This is a genomic window from uncultured Parabacteroides sp., assembly GCF_905196875.1.
Classification (GTDB): Bacteria; Bacteroidota; Bacteroidia; order Bacteroidales; family Tannerellaceae; genus Parabacteroides.
In genome coordinates, this window is sequence record NZ_CAJJWO010000001.1 from 213491 (window position 1) to 240242 (window position 26752).

Annotated in this window: 23 protein-coding genes and 1 pseudogene; 6 read left to right on the top strand and 18 right to left on the bottom strand. The window is 40.3% G+C overall.

Translation table 11 applies throughout. The features are described 5' to 3' along the window. Position 1 precedes the first annotated feature (1 nt). From QZ076_RS00810 to QZ076_RS00870, 13 genes are all read right to left on the bottom strand, one after another. Positions 2-2167 carry a peptidase domain-containing ABC transporter gene (locus QZ076_RS00810; protein WP_293709420.1) on the bottom strand — a complete coding sequence of 722 codons (2166 nt, stop codon included), beginning with the start codon at positions 2165-2167 and terminating at the stop codon, positions 2-4. Between the two features lie 4 nt (positions 2168-2171). Continuing rightward, a complete protein-coding gene (locus QZ076_RS00815; protein WP_293709422.1) occupies positions 2172-2765 on the bottom strand; it encodes a hypothetical protein in 594 nt (197 codons plus the stop codon). A 4-nt stretch (positions 2766-2769) separates the two neighbouring features. After that, positions 2770-3138 carry a redoxin domain-containing protein gene (locus tag QZ076_RS00820; protein WP_293709424.1) on the bottom strand — a complete coding sequence of 123 codons (369 nt, stop codon included), beginning with the start codon at positions 3136-3138 and terminating at the stop codon, positions 2770-2772. A gap of 149 nt (positions 3139-3287) precedes the next feature. After that, positions 3288-3932 carry a hypothetical protein gene (locus QZ076_RS00825; RefSeq protein ID WP_293709426.1) on the bottom strand — a complete coding sequence of 215 codons (645 nt, stop codon included), beginning with the start codon at positions 3930-3932 and terminating at the stop codon, positions 3288-3290. Positions 3933-3962: 30 nt separating this feature from the next. Next, positions 3963-4301 (bottom strand): hypothetical protein, encoded by a 339-nt coding sequence (locus QZ076_RS00830; protein ID WP_293709428.1) that lies wholly within the window; start codon positions 4299-4301, stop codon positions 3963-3965. 85 nt (positions 4302-4386) lie between these two features. After that, positions 4387-4578, bottom strand: a complete 192-nt coding sequence (locus tag QZ076_RS00835) for a hypothetical protein (RefSeq protein ID WP_293709430.1) — start codon at positions 4576-4578, stop codon at positions 4387-4389. Positions 4579-4632: 54 nt separating this feature from the next. Next, complete coding sequence (locus QZ076_RS00840) at positions 4633-5601, bottom strand: hypothetical protein (RefSeq protein WP_293709432.1); 969 nt, start codon at positions 5599-5601, stop codon at positions 4633-4635. Further along, on the bottom strand, positions 5598-6044 hold the full coding sequence (locus tag QZ076_RS00845) for an O-antigen ligase family protein (protein WP_365324161.1): 447 nt from the start codon (positions 6042-6044) through the stop codon (positions 5598-5600). The genes QZ076_RS00840 and QZ076_RS00845 overlap by 4 nt, the downstream gene beginning before the upstream one ends. 782 nt (positions 6045-6826) lie before the next feature. Further along, the gene (locus QZ076_RS00850; RefSeq protein WP_293709434.1) at positions 6827-7894 is read right to left on the bottom strand and encodes an efflux RND transporter periplasmic adaptor subunit; all 1068 of its coding nucleotides are present in this window, start codon (positions 7892-7894) and stop codon (positions 6827-6829) included. Between the two features lie 7 nt (positions 7895-7901). After that, a complete protein-coding gene (locus QZ076_RS00855) occupies positions 7902-8405 on the bottom strand; it encodes an FtsX-like permease family protein (RefSeq protein WP_293709436.1) in 504 nt (167 codons plus the stop codon). Between the two features lie 47 nt (positions 8406-8452). Next, on the bottom strand, positions 8453-9127 hold the full coding sequence (locus QZ076_RS00860) for an ABC transporter permease (protein WP_293709438.1): 675 nt from the start codon (positions 9125-9127) through the stop codon (positions 8453-8455). Between the two features lie 4 nt (positions 9128-9131). Beyond that, on the bottom strand, positions 9132-9503 hold the full coding sequence (locus tag QZ076_RS00865) for a DUF3244 domain-containing protein (RefSeq protein WP_293709440.1): 372 nt from the start codon (positions 9501-9503) through the stop codon (positions 9132-9134). Positions 9504-9705: 202 nt separating this feature from the next. Then, positions 9706-11391 carry a hypothetical protein gene (locus QZ076_RS00870; protein ID WP_293709442.1) on the bottom strand — a complete coding sequence of 562 codons (1686 nt, stop codon included), beginning with the start codon at positions 11389-11391 and terminating at the stop codon, positions 9706-9708. A gap of 467 nt (positions 11392-11858) precedes the next feature. On the opposite strand from QZ076_RS00870, the gene QZ076_RS00875 reads away from it, so the two are divergent. The 4 genes from QZ076_RS00875 to QZ076_RS00890 all read left to right on the top strand — a co-directional run bounded on the left by QZ076_RS00875 (position 11859) and on the right by QZ076_RS00890 (position 16473). Further along, positions 11859-12470: an SIS domain-containing protein gene (locus tag QZ076_RS00875; RefSeq protein ID WP_075559768.1), complete on the top strand. Its 612-nt coding sequence runs from the start codon at positions 11859-11861 to the stop codon at positions 12468-12470. A 21-nt stretch (positions 12471-12491) separates the two neighbouring features. Next, positions 12492-13415 carry a carbohydrate kinase gene (locus QZ076_RS00880; protein ID WP_293709445.1) on the top strand — a complete coding sequence of 308 codons (924 nt, stop codon included), beginning with the start codon at positions 12492-12494 and terminating at the stop codon, positions 13413-13415. Between the two features lie 76 nt (positions 13416-13491). Beyond that, entirely contained in the window at positions 13492-14550 is a 1059-nt protein-coding gene (locus QZ076_RS00885; protein ID WP_293709447.1) for a tyrosine-protein phosphatase, read from the top strand. Between the two features lie 123 nt (positions 14551-14673). Then, entirely contained in the window at positions 14674-16473 is a 1800-nt protein-coding gene (locus QZ076_RS00890; RefSeq protein WP_293709480.1) for a DEAD/DEAH box helicase, read from the top strand. A 59-nt stretch (positions 16474-16532) separates the two neighbouring features. Here the strand turns inward: QZ076_RS00890 and QZ076_RS00895 are convergent, their stop codons facing one another. Next, positions 16533-18107: a beta-N-acetylhexosaminidase gene (locus QZ076_RS00895; protein WP_293709449.1), complete on the bottom strand. Its 1575-nt coding sequence runs from the start codon at positions 18105-18107 to the stop codon at positions 16533-16535. A 107-nt stretch (positions 18108-18214) separates the two neighbouring features. On the opposite strand from QZ076_RS00895, the gene QZ076_RS00900 reads away from it, so the two are divergent. Continuing rightward, positions 18215-19825: a C69 family dipeptidase gene (locus tag QZ076_RS00900; protein WP_293709451.1), complete on the top strand. Its 1611-nt coding sequence runs from the start codon at positions 18215-18217 to the stop codon at positions 19823-19825. 43 nt (positions 19826-19868) lie between these two features. Further along, complete coding sequence (locus QZ076_RS00905; RefSeq protein WP_293709453.1) at positions 19869-21038, top strand: C1 family peptidase; 1170 nt, start codon at positions 19869-19871, stop codon at positions 21036-21038. A 114-nt stretch (positions 21039-21152) separates the two neighbouring features. On the opposite strand, the gene QZ076_RS00910 is transcribed toward QZ076_RS00905, so the two are convergent. From QZ076_RS00910 to QZ076_RS00925, 4 genes and pseudogenes are all read right to left on the bottom strand, one after another. Then, positions 21153-21797, bottom strand: coding sequence for an HD domain-containing protein (locus tag QZ076_RS00910; protein ID WP_293709455.1), 645 nt, complete (start codon positions 21795-21797; stop codon positions 21153-21155). A 551-nt stretch (positions 21798-22348) separates the two neighbouring features. Beyond that, positions 22349-23446: an aldose epimerase family protein gene (locus QZ076_RS00915; RefSeq protein ID WP_293709457.1), complete on the bottom strand. Its 1098-nt coding sequence runs from the start codon at positions 23444-23446 to the stop codon at positions 22349-22351. Positions 23447-23462: 16 nt separating this feature from the next. Next, positions 23463-25607 (bottom strand): alpha-galactosidase, encoded by a 2145-nt coding sequence (locus QZ076_RS00920; RefSeq protein WP_293709459.1) that lies wholly within the window; start codon positions 25605-25607, stop codon positions 23463-23465. Between the two features lie 15 nt (positions 25608-25622). Next, positions 25623-26752, bottom strand: a pseudogene (locus QZ076_RS00925) (glycoside hydrolase family 2); the annotation flags it as partial.

Below are 26752 nucleotides of genomic sequence, written 5' to 3' on the forward strand. Positions count from 1 at the left end.
ATTATTTATCTATTAATTCATCCCAGTAAGAACTATACAAATTATCAGTTTGAATCATTTCTTCATGTGTCCCAAAATGGTTTATTTTCCCATCTTCTATCAAATAGATCCGGTCTGCATAGTTTTTCAAAATATGCAAACGATGCGAGATAAAGATAATAATCTTCTGCTTTTTTAAAGTTTGCAGAATATTTAATGTAAATCTTTCCATGTCTCTGTCCATAGCAGCAGTCGGTTCATCCAGGATCATAATAGCAGGATCTTTTATCAATAACCGGGTCAAAGCAATCAGCTGCTTTTGTCCCCCGGATAAATTAATACCCTCTTCACCCACTACAGTCATATATCCCTGCGGTAATTGTTGAATATATTTATCAATTCCCCATTGTGAGCAAGTATTTAAAACCGATTCTATATTTCCCGACTGAGCTCCAAGTGAAATATTATCCAAAACGGTTCCGTTGAAAATAAATACATCCTGAGGAATAACACCAATTACATTTCGCCAACTATCAAGTGATATATTACTTAAATTCAAATTACCATCCAACACGATACTGCCTGCTTCCGGCTTATAGGATTTTTCTATAATTTTACAAAGCGTAGATTTTCCACATCCGCTTTCTCCTATAATAAAAATTATTTCATTTTGATATGCGGTTAACGAAATATTTTCCAATATTCTCTTTCTTCCGGGAAAACGAAAAGAGAGATTTTCCATTTCAATCGATATTGGAACTTTAGAAATAGTTGTACCCTCTGCATTCTCTGTATTTATCCCCACAAATTCAAACATCCGGTTAAAAGCGACTTTAGCCTCATTCAAAGGGATAGCTATCAATGACAAATTAACAATAGCCGGTGAAATAGAAGCGACTAAGCTAATAACAGCCATTAACTCACCTAATTTTAAATTATCCCTCAAAACAAAATAACTACCTAATCCAATCGAAGTAATAATCAGCAATAAACTTATTAGTCCCGAAACAAAAGATAGCCTTATATTAATCTTTCCTAACTGAAAAACATTCTCTTGGAAAACCCCATAAATTGCTTTGTTCAACGATTCAAAAGTCTGTTGCTTGTTAAAATTCTTGATTGAATCAATTCCTTGCATTGTACTAATAAAATTACTCTCGCTCTGAGCATATCCAACCATCACATTTCTTTGGGCAAGTATCAATGGGCCATTACACTTATAAACTAAATAAATAAAAAATGGTAATCCACATAAAATCAATACAGCGAAAATCCATGAATAATAAAAGAGAAAAGCTAAAGTAACAATAGCTACCAATCCATCAATAATGATATTCCCGGCAATAACACTAATTACCTGCTGAATTCGCCGGGTATCATTCAAACGGGCTACTAATTCTCCAATTTTTCTTGTATCAAAAAAAGAGCGAGGTAGCCGTAACAAATGAGTGTAAAATGCCTCAATAATACGATTGTTAAAATCACGACTTTGTGCAAATAACAAAAATTGTCTCAAAGCAGCCAAACCTAATCGAGCCAGCAATAACAAAAACACCAGGCACAAGCCACCCCATAAACGAGGAAAATCTTTTTCAGGAATAATGACATCGACCAATTTTTGGGTAAAAATTGCAGTAGTCATTCCTAACACAGCAACTCCCAAGCCCAAGCCCACACTAGCACTCAGTATACCCAAGTCTTCACTCAATATCCTTAGCAGCCATTTCTTTTTCTTTTCTTCAATCTCTTTTTTACGAATAAAACGATCCGTGCAAGTCAAAGTCAGGCATGTATGGGATATCCATTTCTGTTCAAGTTCTCGCTTTGTGTAAAAAACAAGTCCCTTTGACGGATCTGCAATCCAAAAACGATCATTCTCATAACCATAACAAACTACATAATGCTGAAATTTTCCATCAAGTAATAAATGCAAAATCACAGGCGCTCCGTGATCTATCAAGGATTGTACATCTGCCTCACATCCCTCAGCTTTAAATCCGATCTGCAAAGCAGCCTGATACAAACCAAGTAAAGTAGTTCCTTGCTTTGTTGTTCCACTGATCTCCCGTAATCCGGCCAAAGACATTTCACCATCATAGTATCGAATTAAAGACAACAAACAAGCTACACCACAATCGGAAGCATCATGCTGCAATACAATTGTTTTTTCTATTTGCTTTAAATCCATAAACCTATTGAGAGACAGTAATACCTTCCGGCACAACAAATTTATCTGCAGGTACAGCCGGATTCTCTTCTATTTCCACAACCTCTTCCTTCATAACCACCATCCCGTTCGCTCCCATTTCAGACTTAAGAACAAGCCCTTTCCATACCCAAGTTGATACTTCTGCCGTCTGTCCCATCTGTGTAATTTCCAAAGAATACTTTTTACACAGCTTCCCTGCGACTTCTTCTTCTCCATTTTCTTTAACTTTAAACTTTTCTATTATTTCGGGAGATAAGTTCAGATAGTTGACCGGCTCCTGCGGCATTTTCATTCGAGAAGCAGTCTTCATATCCAAGTCAACATTAATGACAAAATTTCCATCCATAATAGTCAGTAAGTGTTTCTCAACCCCTGCAACACCTCCGACTTTCATAACTGTTTCAGATGACTCTTTCTTCCCATAATCATCCATATACCATGTACTTTCAAGCTTTTGTCCCATAGCAATCGTTTCCTTTTTAATGATTGCGGACTTGAGTTCGTACTTTGCTTCTTGAGCTTTTAGGACTGTTGTTACAAATAGCAACAAAACTGGTAATAACATTTTAACATTCATACTTTTAGTTTTTAAATGAGTATTTCAGATATTTTTTCAATTGTTTAAAAGACATCATACCTTTGTGAATTTTGACTAATCTTTTGTTTTTGTCATATATAAAATTAGTTGGAGGAGATTTTATATTATAAGCATTCGCAAATTCCCCTTTAATATCAGAAACGATTGTTATATTTTCCGATATACATATAGGATTCATTAGTATAAATTGCTTTATTTCTTCTATTGAAGCATACGATACAAATAAAATTTGTAACATTTTTAAATCACTTTCATTTTCTAATAAATCATTTATTTCAATATTACAAAAATCACATTCAGGATGAAAATACACAATCAATATATATTCATATTTATCATCTATAAAATCCATATTATACAATCTATTATCTGATGTGACAAGATATACAGATCGAAGATTTTCTAACAAATTCATCCTTATTCTATTTGTATTTATATAAAAAACAATAATTGCAATCATAGAAATAAATAAAAACAAAATTGATAGTATAATTTTTATTTTCATTGATATACAAACAATAATATAAATACGACAAACAGAATATACAAGACAAAACCAACGCCATAAGTAGATATCACAAAACTTAAAGATATAAAATACTTATTATTAAGTTCTTTGGAGAGAAGTTTTGCTAGAAATATCCAATATAATAATTCAAATAAATTAAATAGAGCTAAAGGTGCTAACAACCATGGTTCTGTTGTATTCATATCAAAAAAAGCAATCAATGAAAAACAGTTCATTAAATAAAGCCCTTTCTCATAACCAAAAATAACGACTAAGAAAGTATATACAATTGAAAAAGAAACCAATATAATATCTGCTTTTAAGGCTACATTGAAACAACTACGATAATTAAGACTCTTCCAGCTATCAAATAATATACCTCCAACAAATAAGCAATACCCCACTATAGTAATTCTTAGAAATAAAATCAAAGGAGCAATAATAAATGATAACCATCTATATTTTACAAACTGATCTATTAATTGACTTTTCAATGCCCCATTAAATAGAGGGATATCATTCATTTGAGGCATAAATACATATTCTTGTTGTACATATAATTGTACAGTTACAATAATTGTTATAAAAATAAACAGATTCAGATTGTCAAGTTTTAAATATTTTTCCAATATATCCATAATAATATCAAATATTAGCGTTTACAATTTTCACTTACCTTGAATTGATTTCAACATATAAATATTTATAAAAAAAAACAAAACAGAAAACAATCCCAAAATAGAAACGATAATCTTATCTTTATAAACACCATCGATAATAACAAATGATAATTCAAAAATAATTCCTAAAGAAAAAGAAATTAGAAACTTAATATCTTTGGCTAATTTGTTCAGATCATCATATACTAATCGTAAAAAGTAACCAACAGAAACACCACTACCGATTAATCCAAATGTACACATTTTATCAACGTCTGTAATTAATCCCAAAAAATATATAGCCATAAAAGATGTAAATGCAATTGGAAGTAAAAAAATATTTTTCATTATTAAATTTATTATATATATTAACATTAATACAAACTCAAGTTCTACTGGAATTATATTGATTCATTCCAGTAGAACATAATAGTTAACAGATGGCTGTACCAATAGCACCCATGTAGGCTCCATAACCAAACAGAACAGCAGCAGCCCCACCTGTTGCCATGAGGCCAAGGGCTCCAATTCCAACAGAAACTCCATAGAATGTCCACTTACAAATAGTATCAGCTTCTATTCCAGCCTGAACTTTGGACATTTGATCCAAATCTAACGCATTCATTTGCTCATTAGTTTAATTTATTCCTACTCTTTTATGGTTTTTCGGATTCCACCATTAATATTTAATATTAAAATATTTTTCGAACCTAGATATTACTATTGTCTTATTTAATTTCGATTTATAAGCACATCTATTTAATGTAAGCATCAGTTCTTCCTTGTTATTAAGTATAGTTTTATATTCGTTTGTTTCATTCTTTAGTTTTGACAAGTAGTATCTAGACTCATTATCCAAAGGATTCATTAAAACTGCTTTACTAAATGAAATTAAAGCTTTTGATGAATCTTTTTTAGTTAAATAAATTCGTCCAAAATTACACCATGCTTTGCTTAAATTTGGTAATTCTACAAGTGTCATATTTAATATTTTTTCAGCATCTTCCAAACAATTATTATCAAGTAATAAAGAAGCTAATTTAGAAGCAATTATTAAATCTCCGTTTTTTTCATATGCTTTTTTGAGAACTTCAATTGCAGTAATTAAACAGTCATCTGCTAATTTTTTATTCCGACTTCTTAAATCATCATAAAAATAACTACGGGCAATATTAGGAGAAACAAGCAAAGACTGAGTATACAATTTCTTTGCAGAATCAATTTCATTACTATTTTCATATATACATCCTAAAAAAATCAAGGAATAAAAGTCATCTATTTTATCCTTTATCTCAACAAAACAATCTTTAGCTTCAGCCATATTACCTTTTACATAGTACAAAAAACCTAGATTTAATAAAAACAGATAATCTCTATTGCTTTTGTTTAATGCGATTTTAAAATTTAATATAGATTCATTAATATATCTATTAGAGTCTAATTGGAAATATAAATAACCCAGATTAGCATTATATACAGGATTATGTGGATTCAATTTCATTGCTTTTTCTTCAAAATCAATCGAATTGCGAATATTCGATGCTTTACATGCCTTGCTATTTAGAATATCAGCATACATATATTCAATTTGAAATATACTTAATATAAACACACTAATCCATAATAATATTTTCGCTACTGTATTCATATTTTATTCTTTATTGGTTGAAACATAACTAATATCATTATAACAATCAACAATTGAAAAATATCTTTTTCAAAAAATGAGGAAAAAGATATTTCCCTAATTAAAAGCGATATAAAGGAAGAAAAAAACAAGATTATTATCCATTTTTCATGATACTTATTTTTTATTACAGTATATAAGATCATACATATCATATTGCCATATACAACAAAACCAAGCAATCCCTTTTCTACTAATACTTGCAAATAAGTATTTGTTGAACGAGAAGTAAATAATTCTAGTTTATTAGTAGATAACATTTCAACTGCCAAAATATAATTTCCACCACCAACTCCTACAATAGGAGAAAAACTGGTTAAAGACACAGCCTCCTTCCATTTTATAAATCTACCATTAATACTTCTTTTTTGAGATATCGTATCAAATATAGCACAGGTCGTAATAACAGACTTTCATTCGGAATAGGTAAAAATTAAAGAGCACAATATAATTATAAATAATATACATACCTCCTTATTCTTTTTCGGTTCATATAAAGTATTAAACAAAAATACAAATGAATAAAATATTATCAAAGCGATATAAATTCCTCGAGAAAAACTTACTATCAATACAACCATATTTAAAATACCAATCAAGATAAAAAAACATTTCCAGCGACTTCTAATCAAAATAGAAGTTGAATATAATGTAAACGGTAATAAGCAAAGCAACGTTGTTGCCCAATCATTAGACAGCTCTCCTAAAGGATGATAATAGGCCTTAAAATCCGTCAAATCATCAAAGCCTACATTATAAAATTCAGACCTATGAATCAAAAAATAAAAAAGAGTTATCACCGATAATATTCCTGTAAGACAAGATATACCAATACACAGCCAGTCAAACTGACTACGAAAACGTATAAAAGTACGTACAAAGAAATAGAATACAGCCAACAACAATATACGTAATGTTGCAGATATACTATTCGGTTTATAAATTGATGTAATACAACATATCAATTCAACCAAACAGATCAAATATACCGCATAATCGAATATACATTTTTCTGTACTTTTCTGATAAAGACAACCATGCTTGAAATCATACACATAAAATGTAATCACTATCGGAAGCATAAACAACAACCAAGAGAGAATATTGACAAATCCGGTCACCACAAACAAACACATTGACAAAAAAGCCAACAAGTTCACCTTTTTATTATGTCTGATCGCATCTGTCATTCTATAACTTTTATAGTTGTTAAACTATCTATCCCGGAAACAACCTCTGCATATATCCCATCGGAAATACCGGTTTTTATAAACTGCTTTCTAAATTTTCCTTTCCCGTCTTCAACTTCCACATAGATGGAATCATAACTGAACTGGAAATACTTTTCTTCCAATGCCAATACATTCATCTTCTGCTCCAAAAGAACGGTTGCATTAGCCGTACATCCTGCTCTCACAATCGAACGGGATTGTTCCGGGACTGATAAATCAGCCGTTAATTCAAACTTTGCCACCCCATCCTGTATAAATCCTTTCGGAGCGATCAAGCTGATAACACCACTTAATTCCAATTCTTTAGACGGACCAATCGTTAACTTCAAAGGCATTCCACTTTCTATTTGGATAACATCCGATTCTAGCACATTACCTTTAAATATCAGAGATTGCAAATCTGCAATCTTTGCAATGGTCGTTCCTTCATTCAGTGTTCCACGTGCCATCACCGAACCACCCTCTTTAATCGGCAACTCCAATACGGTACCATTATCTGTAGCTGTTATGATATTGGATACTTCTTTCAGGTTGTATTTTCCTTTTGTCATATCCAATTCAGCCTCAATCGCCTGATATTCGGATTGTATTACCGAGAAGTTCGTCCGTTCATTCTCATATTCTTCCAAGGCAATCACATTCTTATCGAATAATTCCTGAGCCCGCTCAAAAATCTTTTCCTCATTCTTTAAACGAGTTTCGGCCACTTCCAAATCTTTCAATAAACGTTTATATTCAAGCGGATCTTTCACGAACTGAACTCGCCCCAAAGGCTGACCATAAGTAACCTTATCTCCTATCTGCACAAACAACTCATCCAATACTCCCGAGATCGTCGACTTTATTTCTATCTCTTTCAATGGCTGAATTACCCCAGGAATAGTGAGAGTTTTCTCAATATCCCGGAATTCCGGATGAGTAACAGCTACTTCACCGCCTCTATTACTCAAAATAGCCCGATAGATTATAAATCCAACAAAACCCGCCATCAGAATTAATATAATTGTTTTTACAATATTCATTTATCCATTAATTTTCATCTCGTAATGCATCGATAGGATTTAATTCAGCCGCATATAATGCAGGCTTCAATCCTGCCAATGTCCCGGAAATCACTAAAATGACCATTGCTGCAATTGCCGTTGGAATATCAATACCCGGCTTATCCATCATCATCACATCATCCGAGATAAACCAACCTACAGCTTTCAACACACCCCAACCGGAAAGTAGTCCGATACAACCGGAAATAAAGGTTAATGCGATAGATTCCCACATGATCATAGCTTTTATACTACTTTTATTTGCTCCTACCGATTTACGTATCCCTACTTCACGTGTCCGTTCTTTTGCCGATGAATACATAATATTGCCTACTCCAATAATACCGCTCACCAACGTACTGATTCCCATGAACCAAAGAAATTTACGCAACATCACGAACAAATTGCTAAATGCTTTCACCTGCTCTTCCATACTATTGAAATAAAAGACCTTTTCATCTGTAGGATCGAACTTATACTTCCGGGCCATCAGGCTCCGGACACGAGAATGAATTTTTTGCGTTTCTACCTTCTCATTCAGAGAAAAAGAAGAGTTGTAAATTCGCGAGCTGTACTATTTGAATTAAGCAAAACAGAATAAGGAATATAAACGGCCCGGGCTTCCAGATTATTCAACAACGTATTTTTTATAATACCGACTACCTTGTATAATACCTGATTCACCTGAACCATCTTACCTACCGGATTCTGTTTCCCAAAAAGCACATCTGCCACGTTCATTCCTATCAATGCCACATTCCGGTTTTCAGAAGCATCCAGAGAATTGAGTAAACGCCCCTTTTCTGTTTGTAGCAACTTAATTGCAAAATATTCAGGACTCACACCTTTCGTTTCAAACCAGCCTCTTTCATCTGCTACAGATACAACATTCCATTGACTCACTTCCGGCGAAATCTTTTCTATCTGCGGAATGCTTCGTTTCAACATTTTTGTATCATCCTCGGTGAAAGTTATTCTCCGACCAACAGCAGTTCCTTCATAACCAATTGTTGTCTGAGAAGCATACACATAAGTCGTACTTTTGGAAAATCCGCTGAATAGTTTAAAAACGCCACGTTCAAAACCGGAACCGATTCCAACCAAAATAATCAGAATAAAGATTCCCCACGTAATACCAATCCCAGTCAGAATAGCCCGGGTCGGTTTACGTTTAACGGATTCGTATATTTCGTACCAAAAGTCGACGAACATATATTTATTGAATTACAAATTCACCATACAAAGAAACGCCTGTCGCATCAGTAAAATAAATTGTGTATACTCCCGGCTCTTCTCCGCTTAAATTAATATCGGCTGAAGAAGTCTGTAAAGAAACGACTTGTTGATAAATTTGTCTGCCGTCTGAACTGACAATAGAAACATTGACTTCCCGTAATAAAAAGAGAAAATCAACATGGATTACACGATTATCCTGACTAACCATGAGATGAGAGGGATCTAAAAGGATAGAACGAACTCCACCAGTACTCTTTGTTTTTTTTATTATTACCTGATCTGCTTTCACGAAAAAAGTCGTGCTACAAATCATTGCAAGGGTTAACATTATACTAATCATTCTTGTTTTCATAACTATTATCGATTAAAGTGACACCGCAAAATTAATAAGACACACATGAATATAGCCCCTCTATTAACACATATTTAATCAATATGTTAATTTTACAATTAACTAATAATCAATATAATACAATACGAAATTTTAAGAAAAATCAATATTTCTTCTCCAATGATTAATATTTGGAAAAATGAAGGCCGATATGTTAACGAATTCACCTCTTATTTCTCAACTTTTCTTCAATGAAAGCTACAATATCAGCAGCATCCGGAGCTTTTATATTTTTCCGTATTTGGGTTTTCCGGGTACGAACCGTATTGATACTTTGTCCCATTACACAAGCAATTTCAGTAGTGTCCATATTGGCCTTCAGCAAACAACAAAGTTGAATTTCTTTCTCTTTTAAAATACCGACATAAGCTTTTTGCATGTTTTCAGCAAAACCATTATACAATAGATTGATCAACATATAAAAATCGTCCCAGTTTACTTCGTTTGCACGCTGCTCTCCATAAAACAATCGATTAAATTTTTCAAGAAAATCCTGGTCTTTTTCCGATTTCTCATTTAGTTGAGACAAAACTTTCGTTATGTTTAGTTGCATAAGTAATGATTTTTTGACCATCTTATCCTTTTCATCCTCGGTGCAGCCGGATAATGCCTGATTCTCTTTTTCCATTTTTCGCAGAGTATCTACTGTTTCTTCAGCATTCGACAATTCCCGCTTCTTCTTCCGTTTTGTCCCAATAATAGCCACAATGATAATAAGAAATATCCCTACAACAATTATGCTAACTATAATAGCTTTATGTTGTATCGCATATAATTTAACATTTTCTTCCTGATACTTCATATAATTATAAACTTGCTCTGTTTCTGCCAACGAACTTTTACGTTGAAGTTGATAAACAGAATCAACACAGATTACATATTGTTTCTGGTTAAGATATGCCGCTGCGTAATTTTTATTCGATGCCTCCGTTTTAGCCAAAGCTGAGTAATAAATCGCTTGCAATTCTACATCATCCGATGTTTCCACTATGGATTTCACATCGTCCAATAAAAAACGTGCAGAATCCAATTCACTCAAATATACATAAATTTCAGCTAAAGCAATCTTGCGAATTGCCATCCAACTACTGTCAGTATTAAAAGATAAAGATTGCAGCAGATAATATTTCGCTTTCGGATACAGACTGTCTTCTCTCAGATAAAGTCCTATATCATTATATATAGCTGCCATTTCTATCGTATCATTCCGCTCACAAGCAATTTTCAAAGCACTATCCAAATAAAAATAGGCACTATCCCGATTACCGTTTATTCCAAACTCGGAACCAATCGCATGCAGCAATGTTCCCGTATATTTTTCTTCAGAAGTTTGACTGTAAATAGCGTACGATGTCTTATAAGCCTCCAACGATTTATCGAAAGCATATTGTTTATCATGCAACTCCCCCAAATAATAATTCGCCATCATCCCCAAAAGAGGATCCGGTATCTCTCCCGCATATTCCGCTGCTTTCAAAAAATACAATCCGGATTCGAATAGTTTTCCGGCCTCTTCATAGACACGGCCTGCATAATAATTCGACCAGCCTTTTTGAGAAGCATTACCGTGTTGTTTGTAGTATACTAATGATTTCAAAATAAGGGTGGTATCACGGGATAAATCCATATAACATTTATCCTTTGCCTTCGTATACATCAACTGATAAGCAGCAAAGTCCGCCTGATTCAGCGTTTCCGAGTGAGGGTAAGACGATAAAAGTACAAGTGCACTATCCGGATTATTCTCTATCAAACGGTCTGTCTGTTGTAATAATTCATTGAGTTGCCCTGAATGGCAAGAGCAAAAACTAATTGTAATAATAATACAAATCTGTTTAAACGGTTTCATTTTGCACAGTATTTTAGATTAAGTATTCTCGTTTTGTGACAAATATATGATTTTATATTACATTATATAAGGATAAGAGCAACAAACTGTCTGTACATATCGGATCGTTTTAAATTTTCCACCTGTAAAAACTGATGAATACATCGCTTTCTTTAAAAAAACATCCGTAAGTAATCGCTTGCCGATAATTATCGACAGGTCTACCCACAATTATCGACAAGCTATTCTATAATTGTCAACAAGCCTGTCGATAATTATAGGCAACCAAGATAATAAAATAAGCATTCATTGTAACTGTTTCTCTGAACAGAGTGAACTACTCCGGTAATACGAAGCCGCCACCGGAACCAACCAACCGACTGAAACTACATACCTGCGTTAAAAAAACAACGATATACAGTAACCAACCGATTAAAATCGTATTTTTGCAGACTATTAGAGATAATCGTATAATTAATAAAGTATCTATGTCAAACGAAGCAATCGCCTGCATCCTGCAGCAGGAAGCTGCAGCAGTCCTTAATATTCCTGTTAGCTCCGGCTATGAAGAAGCTGTAACCCTCATTGTAAAACATGTCCATGAACTGGGAGGGAAACTAATCACCAGCGGAATGGGGAAAGCCGGGCAAATTGCAATGAACATCGCCACGACCTTCAGTTCCACCGGAACGCCGACTTCTTTCCTGCATCCCAGCGAAGCACAACACGGCGACTTGGGAATCGTACGGAACAACGATATCATGCTACTGATCTCCAATTCAGGGAAAACACGCGAACTGGTAGAATTGGTAGACCTTACCCGTGGACTGGTACCCGACATGAAATTCATTGTTATCACGAGTAATCCCGACAGTCCCCTGGCTAAAGAAGCCACAGTGCAACTGCTTACCGGAGCACCCGCCGAAGTTTGCCCGTTAGGGCTCACTCCCACTACTTCTACTACTGTCATGACAGTGATCGGAGATATCCTGGTAGTCGGTACAATGAAAAGGATCAACTTCAATAATAAGGATTATGCCAAGCGTCACCACGGCGGTTATCTCGGATCGAAAAGCCGTGAGCAAAGCAAGAACGAATAGACAATAAACAAACCATTATATATGAGAAAAGTTATTGGCATCGGGGAAACCATTCTCGATATTATATTCAAGAATAACCAGCCGCATACTGCCGTTCCGGGCGGATCAGTCTTTAACGGACTGGTATCATTAGGACGTCTGGGCGTTCCGGTTTCTTTCATCAGTGAAGTCGGAAACGACCGTGTCGGCGATATTATCCGCCAGTTTATGGAAGAAAATCATATCTCTACGGAGTTCGTAGACCGCTTCCCCGACGGGAAAAGTCCTATATCACTGGCTTTCCTCGACAATGAGAATAATGCCAATTACACTTTTTACAAAGATTATCCCAAACAACGCCTGGAAGTACCCCTGCCTGTTATTAACGAGGACGATATCTTTATCTTCGGTTCCTATTATTCATTAAATCCGGTCTTAAGGGAAAGGATGGTGGAGTTTCTGGAATATGCCAAAGAACGGAAAGCGATCATTTACTATGACCCGAACTTCCGCAAGGCACATGCACACGAAGCGATCTATCTCACTCCCACCATCCTGGATAACCTGGAATATGCAGACATCGTACGCGGATCGGATGAAGATTTCTTCAATATCTTCGGAAAATCGGATGCAAAACGTATCTATATGGATCATATCAAGTTCTATTGCGACTGTTTTATCTCCACTCATGGAGCCGGTGGTGTAAACCTCTATACAAGCAAACTGGAAGAGCATTTCGATACCGTTCCCATACAACCGGTCAGCACTATAGGAGCCGGAGATAATTTTAATGCCGGTATCATCTATGGATTGTTGAAATATAACATCGGATACCATGATCTTTCGACGATGAGTAAAGAAGCATGGGAGAAAGTGATCCGTTGCGGTATGGATCTTGCCTCTGAAGTATGCCAGAGCTACGACAATTACATTTCTAAAGAATTCGCAACCTCATACAGTCGGTAGTCTTAAATATCATTAACTCTGACACCATAAAGAGCCGGATTTATTATCTTTGTAATGTATGTATGCTAGAAAAACAATGTTTGTAAGATTATTATCACTGTTCGCTTGTGCAACACTATTGGTAGGCTGTTCGTCCAACAACCCTGAAATACGGACGATCTGCTTACGTGATGGTATAGGAAATTATATCATCAAATGGGAGACAGACCCACAGATAGACGGGATCTTAAAAATGTATGTATCCGACAATCCGGAATCGTTCAACAAATCTCTCCCGGCAGGATACGCCAATATCAACGACGGCGTTTTCACGTATATTACCAACGACAATATGTCGCGTAAATACTTCCTATTGTCTTTCAACGACAAATACTTCAAAACAGTCGGAGCCCGTTCCGTAGGAATGGACAGCATACAGAATGTACGCGAAATCGGAGGTTACGGAACCACTCATAATCACAAAACAACCCACTGGGGGCAGGTCTATCGCTCCGGACAACTCAGCTCCCTGAGCGAATGGGATTCTATCCGTTTGAACAATTTGCACATTAAAACGGTTATAGACCTGCGTGGTAATGATGAAGTTGTGGTCAACCCGTTACGTTATTCCAACGCAAATGTTGTTCGTATCCCTATTCCCATCAAGAATATGGATAATGTAATCACCCGTATACAGGAAGACCGTATGCGTAAAGGAGACGGGATCTTGTTTATGCAGGATACCTATTTACAATACGTGACCGATTACAGCGAACAATATGCCAAAGCGCTCGATGTTTTTCTGGAGAAGGATAATTATCCGATCCTGATAAGCTGCTCGATGGGAAAAGATCGTACAGGCTACCTGACTGCCATGTTATTGTTCGCCCTCGGAGTACCGGAAGAGACAATAGTTAAAGACTATATGGCTTCCAACGAGAATATCAACATCGGACATCTGGCTTATATGGCACGCGACCTGAGTACGAATGCCCAGGAAACGATCACTACCTTGGTTACTGTCAACGAAGGGTTGATCGATCTGGTTCTGAAACGGATCCGGAAAGATTACGGTTCGGTAGATAAATATCTGTCAAAAGGCTTACACCTGACCGATAAGAAACGGGAAGCATTAAAAGATATTTTGTTATATTAATGTGAATCCGAATTATTTATCTACCTTTGTACCCTCTGAATTTATTATATACACATATATCACATTTTGAAAACATTTGAAGAATTAGGAGTTGCCGCCCCCATACTGAAGGCAATTCAAGAAATGGGTTACGAATCACCCATGCCGGTACAGGAAGAAGTGATTCCTTTCTTGCTGGGAGAAGACAACGACGTAATCGCATTAGCACAAACAGGAACAGGAAAAACGGCCGCATTCGGTCTGCCCATCCTGCAAAAGATTGATGTGACAAGATATCAGCCTCAAGCACTTATACTTTGTCCCACCAGGGAACTTTGTCTGCAGATTGCCGACGACCTGAATGACTACTCCAAATATATCGACAACCTGAAGGTTCTGCCGGTATACGGAGGATCGAGCATTGAAAGTCAGATTAAGACTTTAAAACGTGGCGTACACGTAGTCGTAGCGACTCCGGGACGTCTTTTAGACCTGATGAACCGCAAGACGGTTGATCTGAGCCTGGTAAAGAACGTAATCCTCGATGAAGCAGACGAAATGCTGAACATGGGATTTACCGATAGTATCAACGCTATCCTCGCTGAAGTTCCGCCGGCTCGTAACATGTTACTTTTCTCCGCTACCATGCCGCAAGGTATCGCCAGCATCATGAAGAAGTACATGAAGAACCCGAAAGAGATCGTTATCGGGAACAAGAACGAAGGAAACAAAAACATCAAGGATATCTATTATATGGTACAGGCAAGAGATAAATATCTTGCACTGAAACGTATTGCCGATTTCTATCCGAACATCTATGGTATCGTTTTCTGCCGCACCCGTAAGGAGACGCAGGAAATTGCCGACAAACTGATACAAGACGGTTACAACGCCGACTCGCTGCATGGCGAACTGAGCCAGGCACAACGCGACTACGTGATGCAGAAGTTCCGTGTAAAAAATATCCAGTTGCTGGTTGCTACCGACGTGGCTGCCCGCGGACTGGACGTAGACGACCTGACACACGTAATCAACTACGGTTTGCCTGATGAAGTAGAATCCTATACACACCGCCGCGGACGTACAGGACGTGCCGGTAAAACTGGTATCTCTATCTCTATCTGTCACGTAAAGGAAAAAGGAAAGATCCGTCAGATCGAAAATATCATTAAGAAGAAGTTCGAAAAAGGCGTTATGCCCAGCGGACACGATATCTGCGAAAAGCAGCTTTTCAACCTCGTCGACCAGATCGAAAAGGTAAAGGTAAACGAAGAAGAGATTGCAACTCTGATGCCGCAGATCTATCGTAAGCTGGAATGGCTGGATAAGGAAGACATCATCAAACGCGTTGTTTCCCTCGAATTCAACCGTATGATCGACTATTATAAAGATGCCGACGAAATACAGGAGGTAGACGAACGCTCAGCCCGTATGGATCGCGCTGAACGCGGAGGGGAACGTGGCGAACGCCGTACATTCACGGCAGAAGAAGGTTACTCCCGTTTCTTCCTCAACTTCGGTAAAGCAGACGGCTTGTATCCGAACCAACTGATCGAACTGGTCAACAAATGTGTTCCGGGAAAGGTTCGTATCGGTAAGATCGACCTGCGCGACAACTTCTCGTTCTTCGAAGTGGAAGAAGGCGAGGCACAGCGCGTAATGGACAGCATGAACGGCTTCGAAATAGACGGACGCCGTATCTCTGTCGAACCTGCACAAGGCAAGAGCGAAGGCGGTAGAGGAAGCCGCGGAGGCAGTGGATTTAGCCGGGGCGGTAACACACGCGGAGGCGGTAGCGGTTCGAGAGGCGGTTACAAAGGTGCCGGTGGCTATAAAGGAAAACGCGAAGGAGGCTTCAGCGGTAGCACGACAGACAGACGTAACGGCGAAAAACCCTGGAGACGCGAAACTTCAGACCGTAATGCACGTAAGAAAAGGTACTAATCTATACTATATAAAGCCTGAAGGGCGGAGTCGATAAACTCCGCCCTTTTTATTTGGATTTATCCGTTCTGCAGTACATCTTCTTTCTCTGGTGCATCCGGCTCGGGAGTAGAGTCGGGATTGAACGGGTTAAAGTAATAAATACCGAATGTATCGAGATATTGCAGGAAATACGGCAGCTTCTTCATAAACAGACTGCTTTCTTTCGCTTTTGCTGGTGTCCAGGCCGACTCGGCTACAGCAGCCAGACGGGGGAATGTCATATAATCCAGACGCTTTGCATCCGCCACACGCTCCGTCCACAAAGAGAATTGCATCCCCATGACCTGATCTTCATAATCCTTTGTCAAGTGAATGATAGGATCGGGGAAACGATATATATCCTCGATAGGATCATAGCCGTTCCACAGGCGTCCTACCTTATGGGTACTGTATTGTACAAAGTCGGCATACAACGGACGACGCGGAGTCATGATCACACGGAAACCATTCTCCAGCGCCTTTACCAACTGATGCTTGCGGTCGTGACGCCACCACATGATAACAGCTTTATCAGGGGAAACACCGGCATCGATAATCTCGTCCCATCCGATCATTGTCTTACCTTTAGAGGCTACGATATCGGCTGCACGTCTTACGAAGTAATGTTCCAGGCCTGTCTCGTTCTGCAACTGCTTGTCTTTGATGAATTGCTGAATCTCAGGATCGGTAAACCAGCTTTGGTTACCATAATGCACCTCGTCTCCTCCGATATGAATATAAGGAGAAGGGAATAAAGCAACGATTTCATCGAGTACATCACTAATAAACTGATAAGTCGTTTCCTTACAAGGATGGAAAGTAAAACCGTTCCACTTACCTTCACCTCCGCCCGATAGCTCCGGATAGGAACGGCATACAGCTGTTGCATGACCCGGCATATCGAATTCTGGAACGACCATAATATGACGGTCGGCTGCATAAGCAACGATCTCTTTGATATCTTCCTGCGTATAGAATCGGGCAGGAGCTTCCGGATCGTGCCAGTTGCCAATGGCACCGACAGAGGTCAGCTTCGGATACTTCTTAATCTCGATACGCCAGCCCGGTTCGTCGGTCAAATGCCAGTGGAAGACATTCATCCGGAGTGATGCCATGATGTCGAGATATTGTTTTACCTTCTCTTTTCCGAAGAAATGACGGCTTTCGTCCAGCATAAAACCTCTCCAGCCATAGCGGGGCTGATCTTCGATTTTACAGGCTTTTAATGTGCCGTCGCCAAAACGAACCAGCTGCAAAAGGGCTTCTTTCGCATAAAACAGACCCGACTCGGAAGATGCTTCCAGTAAAACGGCTTCCGGTGAGATATTCAAGGAATAGCTTTCATCAGCCATTCTCAAACTCTCATCCAGCACCAGGCGAATCTCTCCCCCGGCAGCAGAAGATTGCTTCCCTGTAGCCTTTAACTCTGATTGTAATTTCTTTGCGAGGACATCGGCATATCCGCCATTCCCGCTGATCTTCGGATTCATTCCTATCGCAAACGAGCCTTTTTGTCCCACCACCCTGGCAGGCGTAGGAAAGACCGCCAGCTGTGCCAAAGTCGGCAACGTGAGGAATACAAGCAATAAAACGACTGAAAATAGTTTTCTCATGGTAATTATAGTTGTTATGTTATCGTGCACATCTTAGATTTGAGCAAATATATGTAATTATTCCGATACAGTTCGTATCTTTAACGGATAAATCAAATGACAAACACATGAACAAATTGTTTATCTTAACTCTTACACTTATCTGCCACTGCCTCGTTGCATCTGCGCAGGAGATAGAATACTCCCGGCCGGTGAACAGTCCGGAGAGTTGCACGAGTATTATGGTCGGTAAAAAAGCCTCGGCAGACGGCTCTGTAATGACCAGTCACACCTGTGACAGTAATTATCGCACCTGGATGGATATCGTCCCGGCTGCCACTTACGACAACGACACAACCGTTGCCATCTACACCGGACGGATGCATACGGAATATCCGAACGATCCGACCAACATGGAGCTGACGGGCAGCATTCCGCAAGCTCGTTCCACGTACCAGTTTCTGAACACCGCTTACCCTTGCCTCAACGAAAAGCAATTGGGCATTGGTGAAACGACTATCTCCGGTCGCAAAGAAATGGTCAATAAAAAGGGTATGTTCATGATCGAAGAACTCCAAAAGATCGCATTGCAACGTTGTACCACAGCTCGCGACGCCATCCGCCTGATGGGAAAGCTGGTAAAAGAATACGGTTACGGTGACTCCGGCGAATGCCTGACTATTGCCGACCCGAACGAAGTGTGGATATTCGAGATATTCGGGGAAGGCCCGGATAAGATCGGAGGCGTATGGGCTGCCGTTCGTATCCCGGACGATCATGTCAGCGTATCGGCAAACGTTTCCCGCATTTCCACTTTAAACTTAAAGGATAAGGACAACTATATGGCTTCGGATAATGTGTTCGACGTAGCCAAAAAGATGGGATTCTGGGATGGGAAAGAACCGTTCCGCTTCTGGAAAGCATACAGTGGCGGGAACTATTTCGGCGAACTCAAATCGTATAGCCTGCGCGAGTTCTTTATCCTCAGCACACTTGCTCCGTCCCTGCATTTGTCGTACGATGCGGAGGAACTGCCGCTGAGCGTGAAACCTGACAAGCAGGTTTCCGTAACCGATGTAATGGCTCTTTTACGTGAAACATACGAAGGAACCGAATGGGATGTGACCAAGAATCTGAAAGTTCTTACCAAGAAGAAGGACAGCCAGGAAAAGGACTCGATCGTCAGTCCGTCGGCTAATCCGTGGATGACTACCGATATGATCAATATGCTGAACGGAGTAAAAGAAGGTGTAGTAACCCGTAACCGTCTGGTTGCTGTGCCGCAATGTTCTTACTCCCACGTGATCCAGTTACGTAGCTGGTTGCCCGATGCGATCGGCGGTATTGCCTGGATGTCGTTCGATAACCCGGGACAAAGCCCGCGGTTCCCCATTTTTGCCGGTTCCACCGCACTTCCCCCCAGTTTCTATATCTGCGGACAACATCGTCATCGCGATGACGCGGCGATCTGGTCGTTCCGTGAAGCAAATAAGCTGGCAACCGTACGTTGGGGATTAACCCGGGAAACCATGCAAAATGCAATCATGCACTTTGAAGACAAAGGACAAAGGGAATTACCTTTCGTAGAAAGCCAGTACGAACAAATCCGGCAGACGAAAGGCGATGCCGCAGCCAACGCCTACCTCACAGGCTATACCTCCGACTTTGCCGGAGCCACCATGCAACGCTGGGAAGATATGGCCGACGAGTTCTGGAAGATGTTTGCGAGAGGTTTCTAAACCAGAATATTATGAACTATATACATATATTAAATCATATCCTATGAAAGCATTATTTATATCCTGCGCCTTGCTACTTTCCGCTTTGAGCGCATTTGCACAAGGCTATCAGTTTACCGAGGTAGTAACCGTTCCGGCTACTCCCGTAAAGAACCAGGCATCCACCGGTACTTGTTGGTGCTTTGCCACCACTTCATTCATGGAGTCGGAATTGATGCGTATGGGAAAAGGCGAATACGACCTTTCCGAAATGTTTATCGTACGCCAGAAATACATGAACCAGCTACAGGACAACTATCTGCGCCGCGGAGAAGGTAACATCGGCCAGGGAAGCCTTTCGCATACGTTCATGAATGCCTACCGCCAGGTCGGTATCGTACCGGAAGAGGTATACACAGGCATCAACTATGATTCCGAACGCCATAACCACAGCGAATTGGCTCAATATATGAAAGCGATCGCCGATGTAGCCGTAAAAAACAAGAAACGCAGTCCTGAATACGATAAGCTGATCGAAAACCTGTTCGATACTTATCTGGGCAAACTCCCCGCTAAATTTACATACAAAGGAAAGGAATATACCCCGAAATCGTTTGCTGCTTCCCTGGGGCTGAATATGGACGATTATATCGAGTTGACCAGCTTCACTCATCATCCGTATTATGTAAAATTCGATGTGGAAGTACCCGACAACTGGGAACATTCGCTGATGTACAACCTGCCGCTCGACGAAATGATGGAAACGGTAGATTATGCCTTAAACAACGGTTTCACCGTATGCTGGGATGGTGACGTCAGTGAAAAAGGCTTCTCTTTCAAGAACGGCGTAGCCATCAACCCGGAAGTAAAGAAGGTGGAAGACCTCTCCAACACCGACCGCGCCCGTTTCGAAAAGATGGACGAGAAAGAGCGCCTGGAAGAAGTATATAAATTCGAACAGCCTTATCCGGAAATCAAAGTCACTCCCGAAGTACGTCAGGAAGGTTACGAAGCATTCGTCACCACCGACGACCACCTGATGCACCTGACCGGTATCGCCAAAGATCAGAACGGCACAAAATATTACATCACCAAGAACTCCTGGGGCACAGACCGCAATAAGTTCGGTGGTTACCTGAATATGTCCGAAAGCTTCGTCCGTGCCAAAACTATTTATGTGATGGTACACAAAGATGCAATCCCGAAAGCGATCAAAACAAAATTAGGGTTATAAGGAACTTGCATTCATTGGTTTCATCCAATGATCTTCCTTTAATTATCAAAGGAAAGCAGATGAAGGCAGTACATAGATGTGCTTTCATCTGCTTTCATTTTCGGGTTCATTAAATTATAGTATATACGTCTCCGTCGTCAGCAAACGCTCGGCCTCTGCCTTCATAGCCTCCGGAACTTCCGTCACGGCACCATCACCGATCGACCGGATGAAATCGGGGTATTCTCTGCGATAAACATCGAGCATGTGGTTGGCAAAGACGAACATTACCGTGTATTGTATATTGGCTAACCGGTCGCACATCTTGATGAACGAGGCGAATTTAGTCTCGCGGATCCCTTTATAATAGCGTTCGTCCGCACGCTCTTTCCGGTTTCGTCCTTTCTCATTTGTCAGTGCATAGACAATATCGGGAACTTGTTCTTCCACCTGTCTCAACAGGTCTTCCGGCAAAGCCAAGTCTCCTTCACGGAAATTCCGGATAAACTTTACGACATCATTATAAGTCATCCGTGCATCCTCTATCGTATCGTGGAGGTAAGCAGCTGCATAAAGAATCAGGACATCCGCCTCACTATCCGCCGTCAGATACCCATAACGGGAGACATACGAAGCCGTCATCTTCAAATGAAAACCGTAAGGCAACACATGATTATACTTCTGATTCACATCCTCATGTATCCTGAAAGCAGCTTTTTCCATACAGCAGATCCAGGGATAATAACGCTTTACAATAGCAACAAAAGACTGCTTTTCCATTTTTCGACTCTTACTGATTTAGTTGACAATAAATACCCGGCAAATATATCACTTTAAATCAATATCCAATCAGCACAGATCAACAAATTCAACCAATCCGACCGGAACGCCATTTATCCGTACCCGAACAACTAACCGCAACATCGTATCCAACTAAATATAAAGTGCCGATCCACTAGTTCAAAACTCCCTACCCATTATAGCCAGGGTGTACAGGATAATCCGCTAGGGTGTACACCGTAATCGATTATCCTGTACACTCTATCAAATTACCCTGTACACCCTGGCAACATTATGTAGTAAGCTTTGAATTAGTTAGTCTATAGATTAGTAATAGAAAGAGCAGGAGTTAACGATAGTGTCTGTTAGAGAGAACACACAGGAAACCAATAAAATACCCCATTGCAAATACCAAATCTATTTGCAATAGGCGTTTGCCATTTGTCATATAAGCAATTCAGGTAAAGACTTCGAAATGCCATGTATCATACTGTTATACAATGACAAAGATGATAATTATATTCATCGAAAGCACAAAGTAAGGGTAAATCTCAATCCAAAGAAAAGCAATACTCAGTAACATGCCGGTACTTTTCCGTTTCATCGATCAGGATGGAGGGAAAAGAGGGTTGGTTGGGAGCATCCGGATAACCCTGGGGCTCGATAGCGATACCGGCACTGGCATAATAAGGAATTTGATCCTTTCCGATATCTGTTCCGTCCATAAAATAGCCGTTATATACCTGGACAGAGGGTTGATTGGTATATATTTCCAATGTTCTTCCGGAAAGATTATCAGACAGGCGAGCTGCAAAATTCAACCTGTCAGCTTCTTTCGTATCCAAAGCATAGGCAAGGGAGAAGCCTTTGTCCTTTTGTATCTGCGAATGTTCCTCAACCAATGACGAGGCGATGGTACGTGGCAAACGGAAGTCGAGTAAGGTTCCGTCTACCGGCAACAGCCGGCCTGTCGGAATTAACTCACTGTCACATTCTATAATAGCGGAAGCATTCAGTGTGAGATTGTGAGATAAAACATTCTTCCTTTCTACCGGGCCGGAAGCGGATTGCAGATTGAAGAAAGCATGATTCGTCAGGTTAACGGGGGTCGGATGATCGGTTATTGCCTCACATTCCATCCAGAGAGTATTATCATCTTTCAGCAGGTAAGTGACTTTTACTTGCAGGTTACCAGGATAGCCCTCTTCACCGCTTTGTGAATTATTTGTGAACTCGACGGCTTCCTCTCCGGAAGGAGAAACATATGTACAGAATTTCCAGTAACGATTGTGAAAAGCGTCGATTCCACCGTGTAAATGGTTACGAACAGGTGTACCGTACACATCGTTGGAAGCAAGCAGATACTCCTGCTCTCCTATCCGGAAACGGGCATTACTGATCCGCCCGCAAACACGACCGACAATTGCACCATGGTATCTTTCACCTGCTGTCAGATAACCATCGATCGAATCGAACCCGAGCACGATATCAGACAGATTACCGTCACGATCGGGTGTCCACATACTTACCCAACGGGCACCGTAATTGGTGAACTGGGCGACAAGACCGTTACGGTTCCTTAGTGTAACCAGTTCAGCGGAAGAAGCCAGGCTTCCTCCGCTGAAGGTTGATGGTGATAGTAATTTCATAGTTGAAAATACATCATTATTGTTTTACAATCTTAAATATCCGGCTCTTAAATGCACCGTATAATGGAAACTCAACGCCTATATTCATAAGCTGGCTACCTTTATAAATGCCTTCCATCCCTTCGATCTGATAAGAAGCGTCCGGTTCTAATCCACGTAGTTTTACGTTTTTAGGACGTTTCGTTTCCAGTATTGCGTTGTTAGGATATTCGGCAAGATTATATACGAATACAATGGATTCAGACTTCGATTTATTTACAAACTGAAGTACACTCCTATTATTCTCATAAGGTGAAACCAAACGGTAATGATCTCCTTTGTGAACGGTTTCACGAATCTCTTTATACCGTGCGATCTTCTCACGGGCTACAGCTTTCTCTTTATCGGTCCATTTCGTTATATCATAACCTACACCCAATACACCACACATAGAAACATCGAATTTGAATTCGAGCGGGTGATTCTGGTTATGCCAATCCTCCTGCGTCACCCAACTGATCATCGAGTTGGTCGGGAAAACATTCAGGAAGGAATGTTGTATAAATATCCTTTCCACCGGATCGGTGTTATCGCTTGCCCAGCAGAAATCAGTACGAGCCATCATACCAAGGTCTACCCTTCCTCCTCCACCGGCACAGTTTTCAAACCATACATCAGGAAATTCCGACCGTAATGTTTCAAGCAGACGGTACAGGTTTTCCACATATTTAATACGGACAGCCCGCTGTTCATCGGAGGGAGCAGCGAGAAAGCCAGGTTCAGTGACCCCTCTGTTCATATCCCATTTGATAAACTTGATATTGTTTTCACGCAGCAGAGTGGAAAAGCTTGTGTACAAATATTGATAGACATCTTCACGGGCCAAATTCAGCATTAACTGATTACGTGTTTCATGGCGGGTACGATTCGGATAATGGAATACCCAGTCCGGATGCTGACGGTACAGGTCGCTGTTAGGGTTAACCATTTCCGGCTCTATCCAGATCCCGAAGTCGAGTCCCATCGCATTGATCTTCTCAATCATTGGTTGCAGGCCGTTAGGGAACTTGTTTTTATCCACGGTCCAGTCTCCCAGACCGCCTTTGTCATTGACACGCCCTTTAAACCATCCGTCGTCGATCACAAAGACTTCCACACCCAGTTCTTTGGCAATCTTTGCCAATGCCAACTGATGTTCTTCGTTTACATCGAAAGTTGTGGCATACCAACTGTTGTACAAAACCGGACGAACCTGATCACGATGCGATGGATACAGCACTTTCTCCCGGGTATAAGAGGCCAGGCTCTGTGAAGTACCTTCCATTCCACGATTAGAATAGCCGATAATCATTTTAGGAGTAGTGAAGCTCTTACCTGGTTTAAGCAGCAATGTCTGATCCCAGAAGTTGATGCCACAGGTAGCTTGAAGTTCACCGGGTGCAAACTTCTCCAGGTCGACCCGCCAGTTGCCGCTGTATTGTAATGTGCCGAACCACACTTCGCCACAGGTTTCCTCCTGTTCTCCTTCCGGCCGAATCGCAAAGAAAGAAGATCCATACGAACGTAGATCCTTTGTCTGAAGTGTTTTCAAACCCTGAGTAAGTTTCGTCACATTCTGCTGATACTCGTATCCCCATCTGCCGGACAAATGTGTCAGTTCATAGGCATTCTTCGGAAGAAAGAAAGTACCCGATTGGGCATTTTCTATTTCAATATCTCCCTTTTTGCCGATATTGCTGATCTCTACCCATTTTTCCAACAGATCGTATTCCGGTAAAACGCGGATATATTCAGTAACAGCCAACGGATAATACTTATCTTTCTGCTGAATTGCCAGCACAGTATAACCATCCTGCGTCTGCACTTCCGACCCGGCATAAGTCAGTTCGATATCCCTCACACGATCTTTAAAGATCGCTTCCAACATAGGTGTCGTTGCTGAATAGCCACCACGTACCGTGACCTCTTCCCCCAGCGGGTTTCGCAGCATATCCAAGTCCTGACTCTTATCGCCAAAATAGTACATGTTCACCATTCCTTGATCCGAAACACGGATCTGATAAACAAATGATTTGGTCGCCAACATCCATGACTTTCCATTATTTCCAACCACGACAGGCGACTCCTGCGCCCAGGCCATTCCCGTCACAAAAACAAATAACACAACAAAGAGCTTTTTCATAACACACATTCTTAATTAGTAAATATCTTCCGGCCTCATCGCACCCGAAGATGCTTTATCCAGACATAATTGAGACAAAACAGCCGATTCCATCGTTGATGAAGGGTTGAATGCATCACTTTTCATGTATTCAAGCAGGCTGAAATATAATTGCCGCGCTTCAGGACGCTGTGCCCAGTCGGATAGCAGATCCATAGAACAGAAGACCAGTTTACCTTCTCCAACTCTGGCTTCAAGCAAATTGGATAACCGGCGGTTGTTGGCAAAGTTATCGACCACTTCGATCAACGGAGTCACAGGAGGCAGGCTATCTAAAACAACAGTTTTCGATTGTTTTAGTAGCGACCACCATTGCCAGTCGGTATAATTTCCTGTCGGGAAATGACCGAACGCGGGGTGGGACGCATCACACAGGATACCCATCGAACCGGCTTGTTTCGGAAAATGAACGGGACTCCAGAATACAGGTACGAATTTACCTTCCAGTCCTTTTATCTTCTTATAATCCGGATTATACAAAACTTTCTTTCCATCGGCAAGCGCCTTACGGGTTTCCTCCAAATCACGGGTAACAACAATGCCGCCTTTCACCGGATTCAATCGGGACGGATACACCCAAACACTCCATTCATTTTTGTAAGGCGTATGAGCCAGTGCAACAGACAAGATCAACCGGGTTGCTTCCTGTTGGTCCAGCAAACAGGTAATTGTTTCCGGTAATTTATTCAATCCGATCGCCAACGAAGGACATGACATCATACCTTTACCTATCTCTTTGCCTTTCTCGTCTTTCAGCACCCACGACACAGACTGGTCTTTTAGTTCTTCATGCGTAAAATTGGCCACTTCGACAGATGCCGTAAAAGATTCCCCATCCGTATAAACTGCTTTCGGGAAACGGACCAGAGGAGTTACCGGAGAACAGGCCTGACGAAATATCTCCGCATCAGTCACACCTTTACTATCCCAAAAGGCATCGAGCAATCCGACCAAAGCAGTTCCCTGCCCCGGGAAGTCATGCAGATCCAATAGCTGAAAACCGCTACAACCTGCCGTTTTCATCGCACGTTCTATCTCTTCCTTATACAATATGGAAGCCAGATAACCGGAAGCCTTCAGGTAATCGTCAGCTTTATCCAGCAAGC

Excerpts from the sequence above, each read along its gene's own strand:
- QZ076_RS00910 (WP_293709455.1), bottom strand. The coding sequence starts at position 21,797 with ATGGAAAAGCAGTCTTTTGTTGCTATTGTAAAGCGTTATTATCCCTGG.
- QZ076_RS00920 (WP_293709459.1), bottom strand. The coding sequence starts at position 25,607 with ATGAAAAAGCTCTTTGTTGTGTTATTTGTTTTTGTGACGGGAATGGCC.
- QZ076_RS00880 (WP_293709445.1), top strand. The coding sequence starts at position 12,492 with ATGAGAAAAGTTATTGGCATCGGGGAAACCATTCTCGATATTATATTC.
- QZ076_RS00890 (WP_293709480.1), top strand. The coding sequence starts at position 14,674 with ATGGGTTACGAATCACCCATGCCGGTACAGGAAGAAGTGATTCCTTTC.
- QZ076_RS00865 (WP_293709440.1), bottom strand. The coding sequence starts at position 9,503 with ATGAAAACAAGAATGATTAGTATAATGTTAACCCTTGCAATGATTTGT.
- QZ076_RS00905 (WP_293709453.1), top strand. The coding sequence starts at position 19,869 with ATGAAAGCATTATTTATATCCTGCGCCTTGCTACTTTCCGCTTTGAGC.
- QZ076_RS00830 (WP_293709428.1), bottom strand. The coding sequence starts at position 4,301 with ATGAAAAATATTTTTTTACTTCCAATTGCATTTACATCTTTTATGGCT.
- QZ076_RS00875 (WP_075559768.1), top strand. The coding sequence starts at position 11,859 with ATGTCAAACGAAGCAATCGCCTGCATCCTGCAGCAGGAAGCTGCAGCA.
- QZ076_RS00825 (WP_293709426.1), bottom strand. The coding sequence starts at position 3,932 with ATGGATATATTGGAAAAATATTTAAAACTTGACAATCTGAATCTGTTT.
- QZ076_RS00900 (WP_293709451.1), top strand. The coding sequence starts at position 18,215 with ATGAACAAATTGTTTATCTTAACTCTTACACTTATCTGCCACTGCCTC.
- QZ076_RS00810 (WP_293709420.1), bottom strand. The coding sequence starts at position 2,167 with ATGGATTTAAAGCAAATAGAAAAAACAATTGTATTGCAGCATGATGCT.
- QZ076_RS00855 (WP_293709436.1), bottom strand. The coding sequence starts at position 8,405 with ATGGCCCGGAAGTATAAGTTCGATCCTACAGATGAAAAGGTCTTTTAT.
- QZ076_RS00870 (WP_293709442.1), bottom strand. The coding sequence starts at position 11,391 with ATGAAACCGTTTAAACAGATTTGTATTATTATTACAATTAGTTTTTGC.
- QZ076_RS00885 (WP_293709447.1), top strand. The coding sequence starts at position 13,492 with ATGTTTGTAAGATTATTATCACTGTTCGCTTGTGCAACACTATTGGTA.
- QZ076_RS00895 (WP_293709449.1), bottom strand. The coding sequence starts at position 18,107 with ATGAGAAAACTATTTTCAGTCGTTTTATTGCTTGTATTCCTCACGTTG.
- QZ076_RS00840 (WP_293709432.1), bottom strand. The coding sequence starts at position 5,601 with ATGAATACAGTAGCGAAAATATTATTATGGATTAGTGTGTTTATATTA.
- QZ076_RS00820 (WP_293709424.1), bottom strand. The coding sequence starts at position 3,138 with ATGGATTTTATAGATGATAAATATGAATATATATTGATTGTGTATTTT.
- QZ076_RS00915 (WP_293709457.1), bottom strand. The coding sequence starts at position 23,446 with ATGAAATTACTATCACCATCAACCTTCAGCGGAGGAAGCCTGGCTTCT.
- QZ076_RS00850 (WP_293709434.1), bottom strand. The coding sequence starts at position 7,894 with ATGAATATTGTAAAAACAATTATATTAATTCTGATGGCGGGTTTTGTT.
- QZ076_RS00835 (WP_293709430.1), bottom strand. The coding sequence starts at position 4,578 with ATGAATGCGTTAGATTTGGATCAAATGTCCAAAGTTCAGGCTGGAATA.
- QZ076_RS00860 (WP_293709438.1), bottom strand. The coding sequence starts at position 9,127 with ATGTTCGTCGACTTTTGGTACGAAATATACGAATCCGTTAAACGTAAA.
- QZ076_RS00815 (WP_293709422.1), bottom strand. The coding sequence starts at position 2,765 with ATGAATGTTAAAATGTTATTACCAGTTTTGTTGCTATTTGTAACAACA.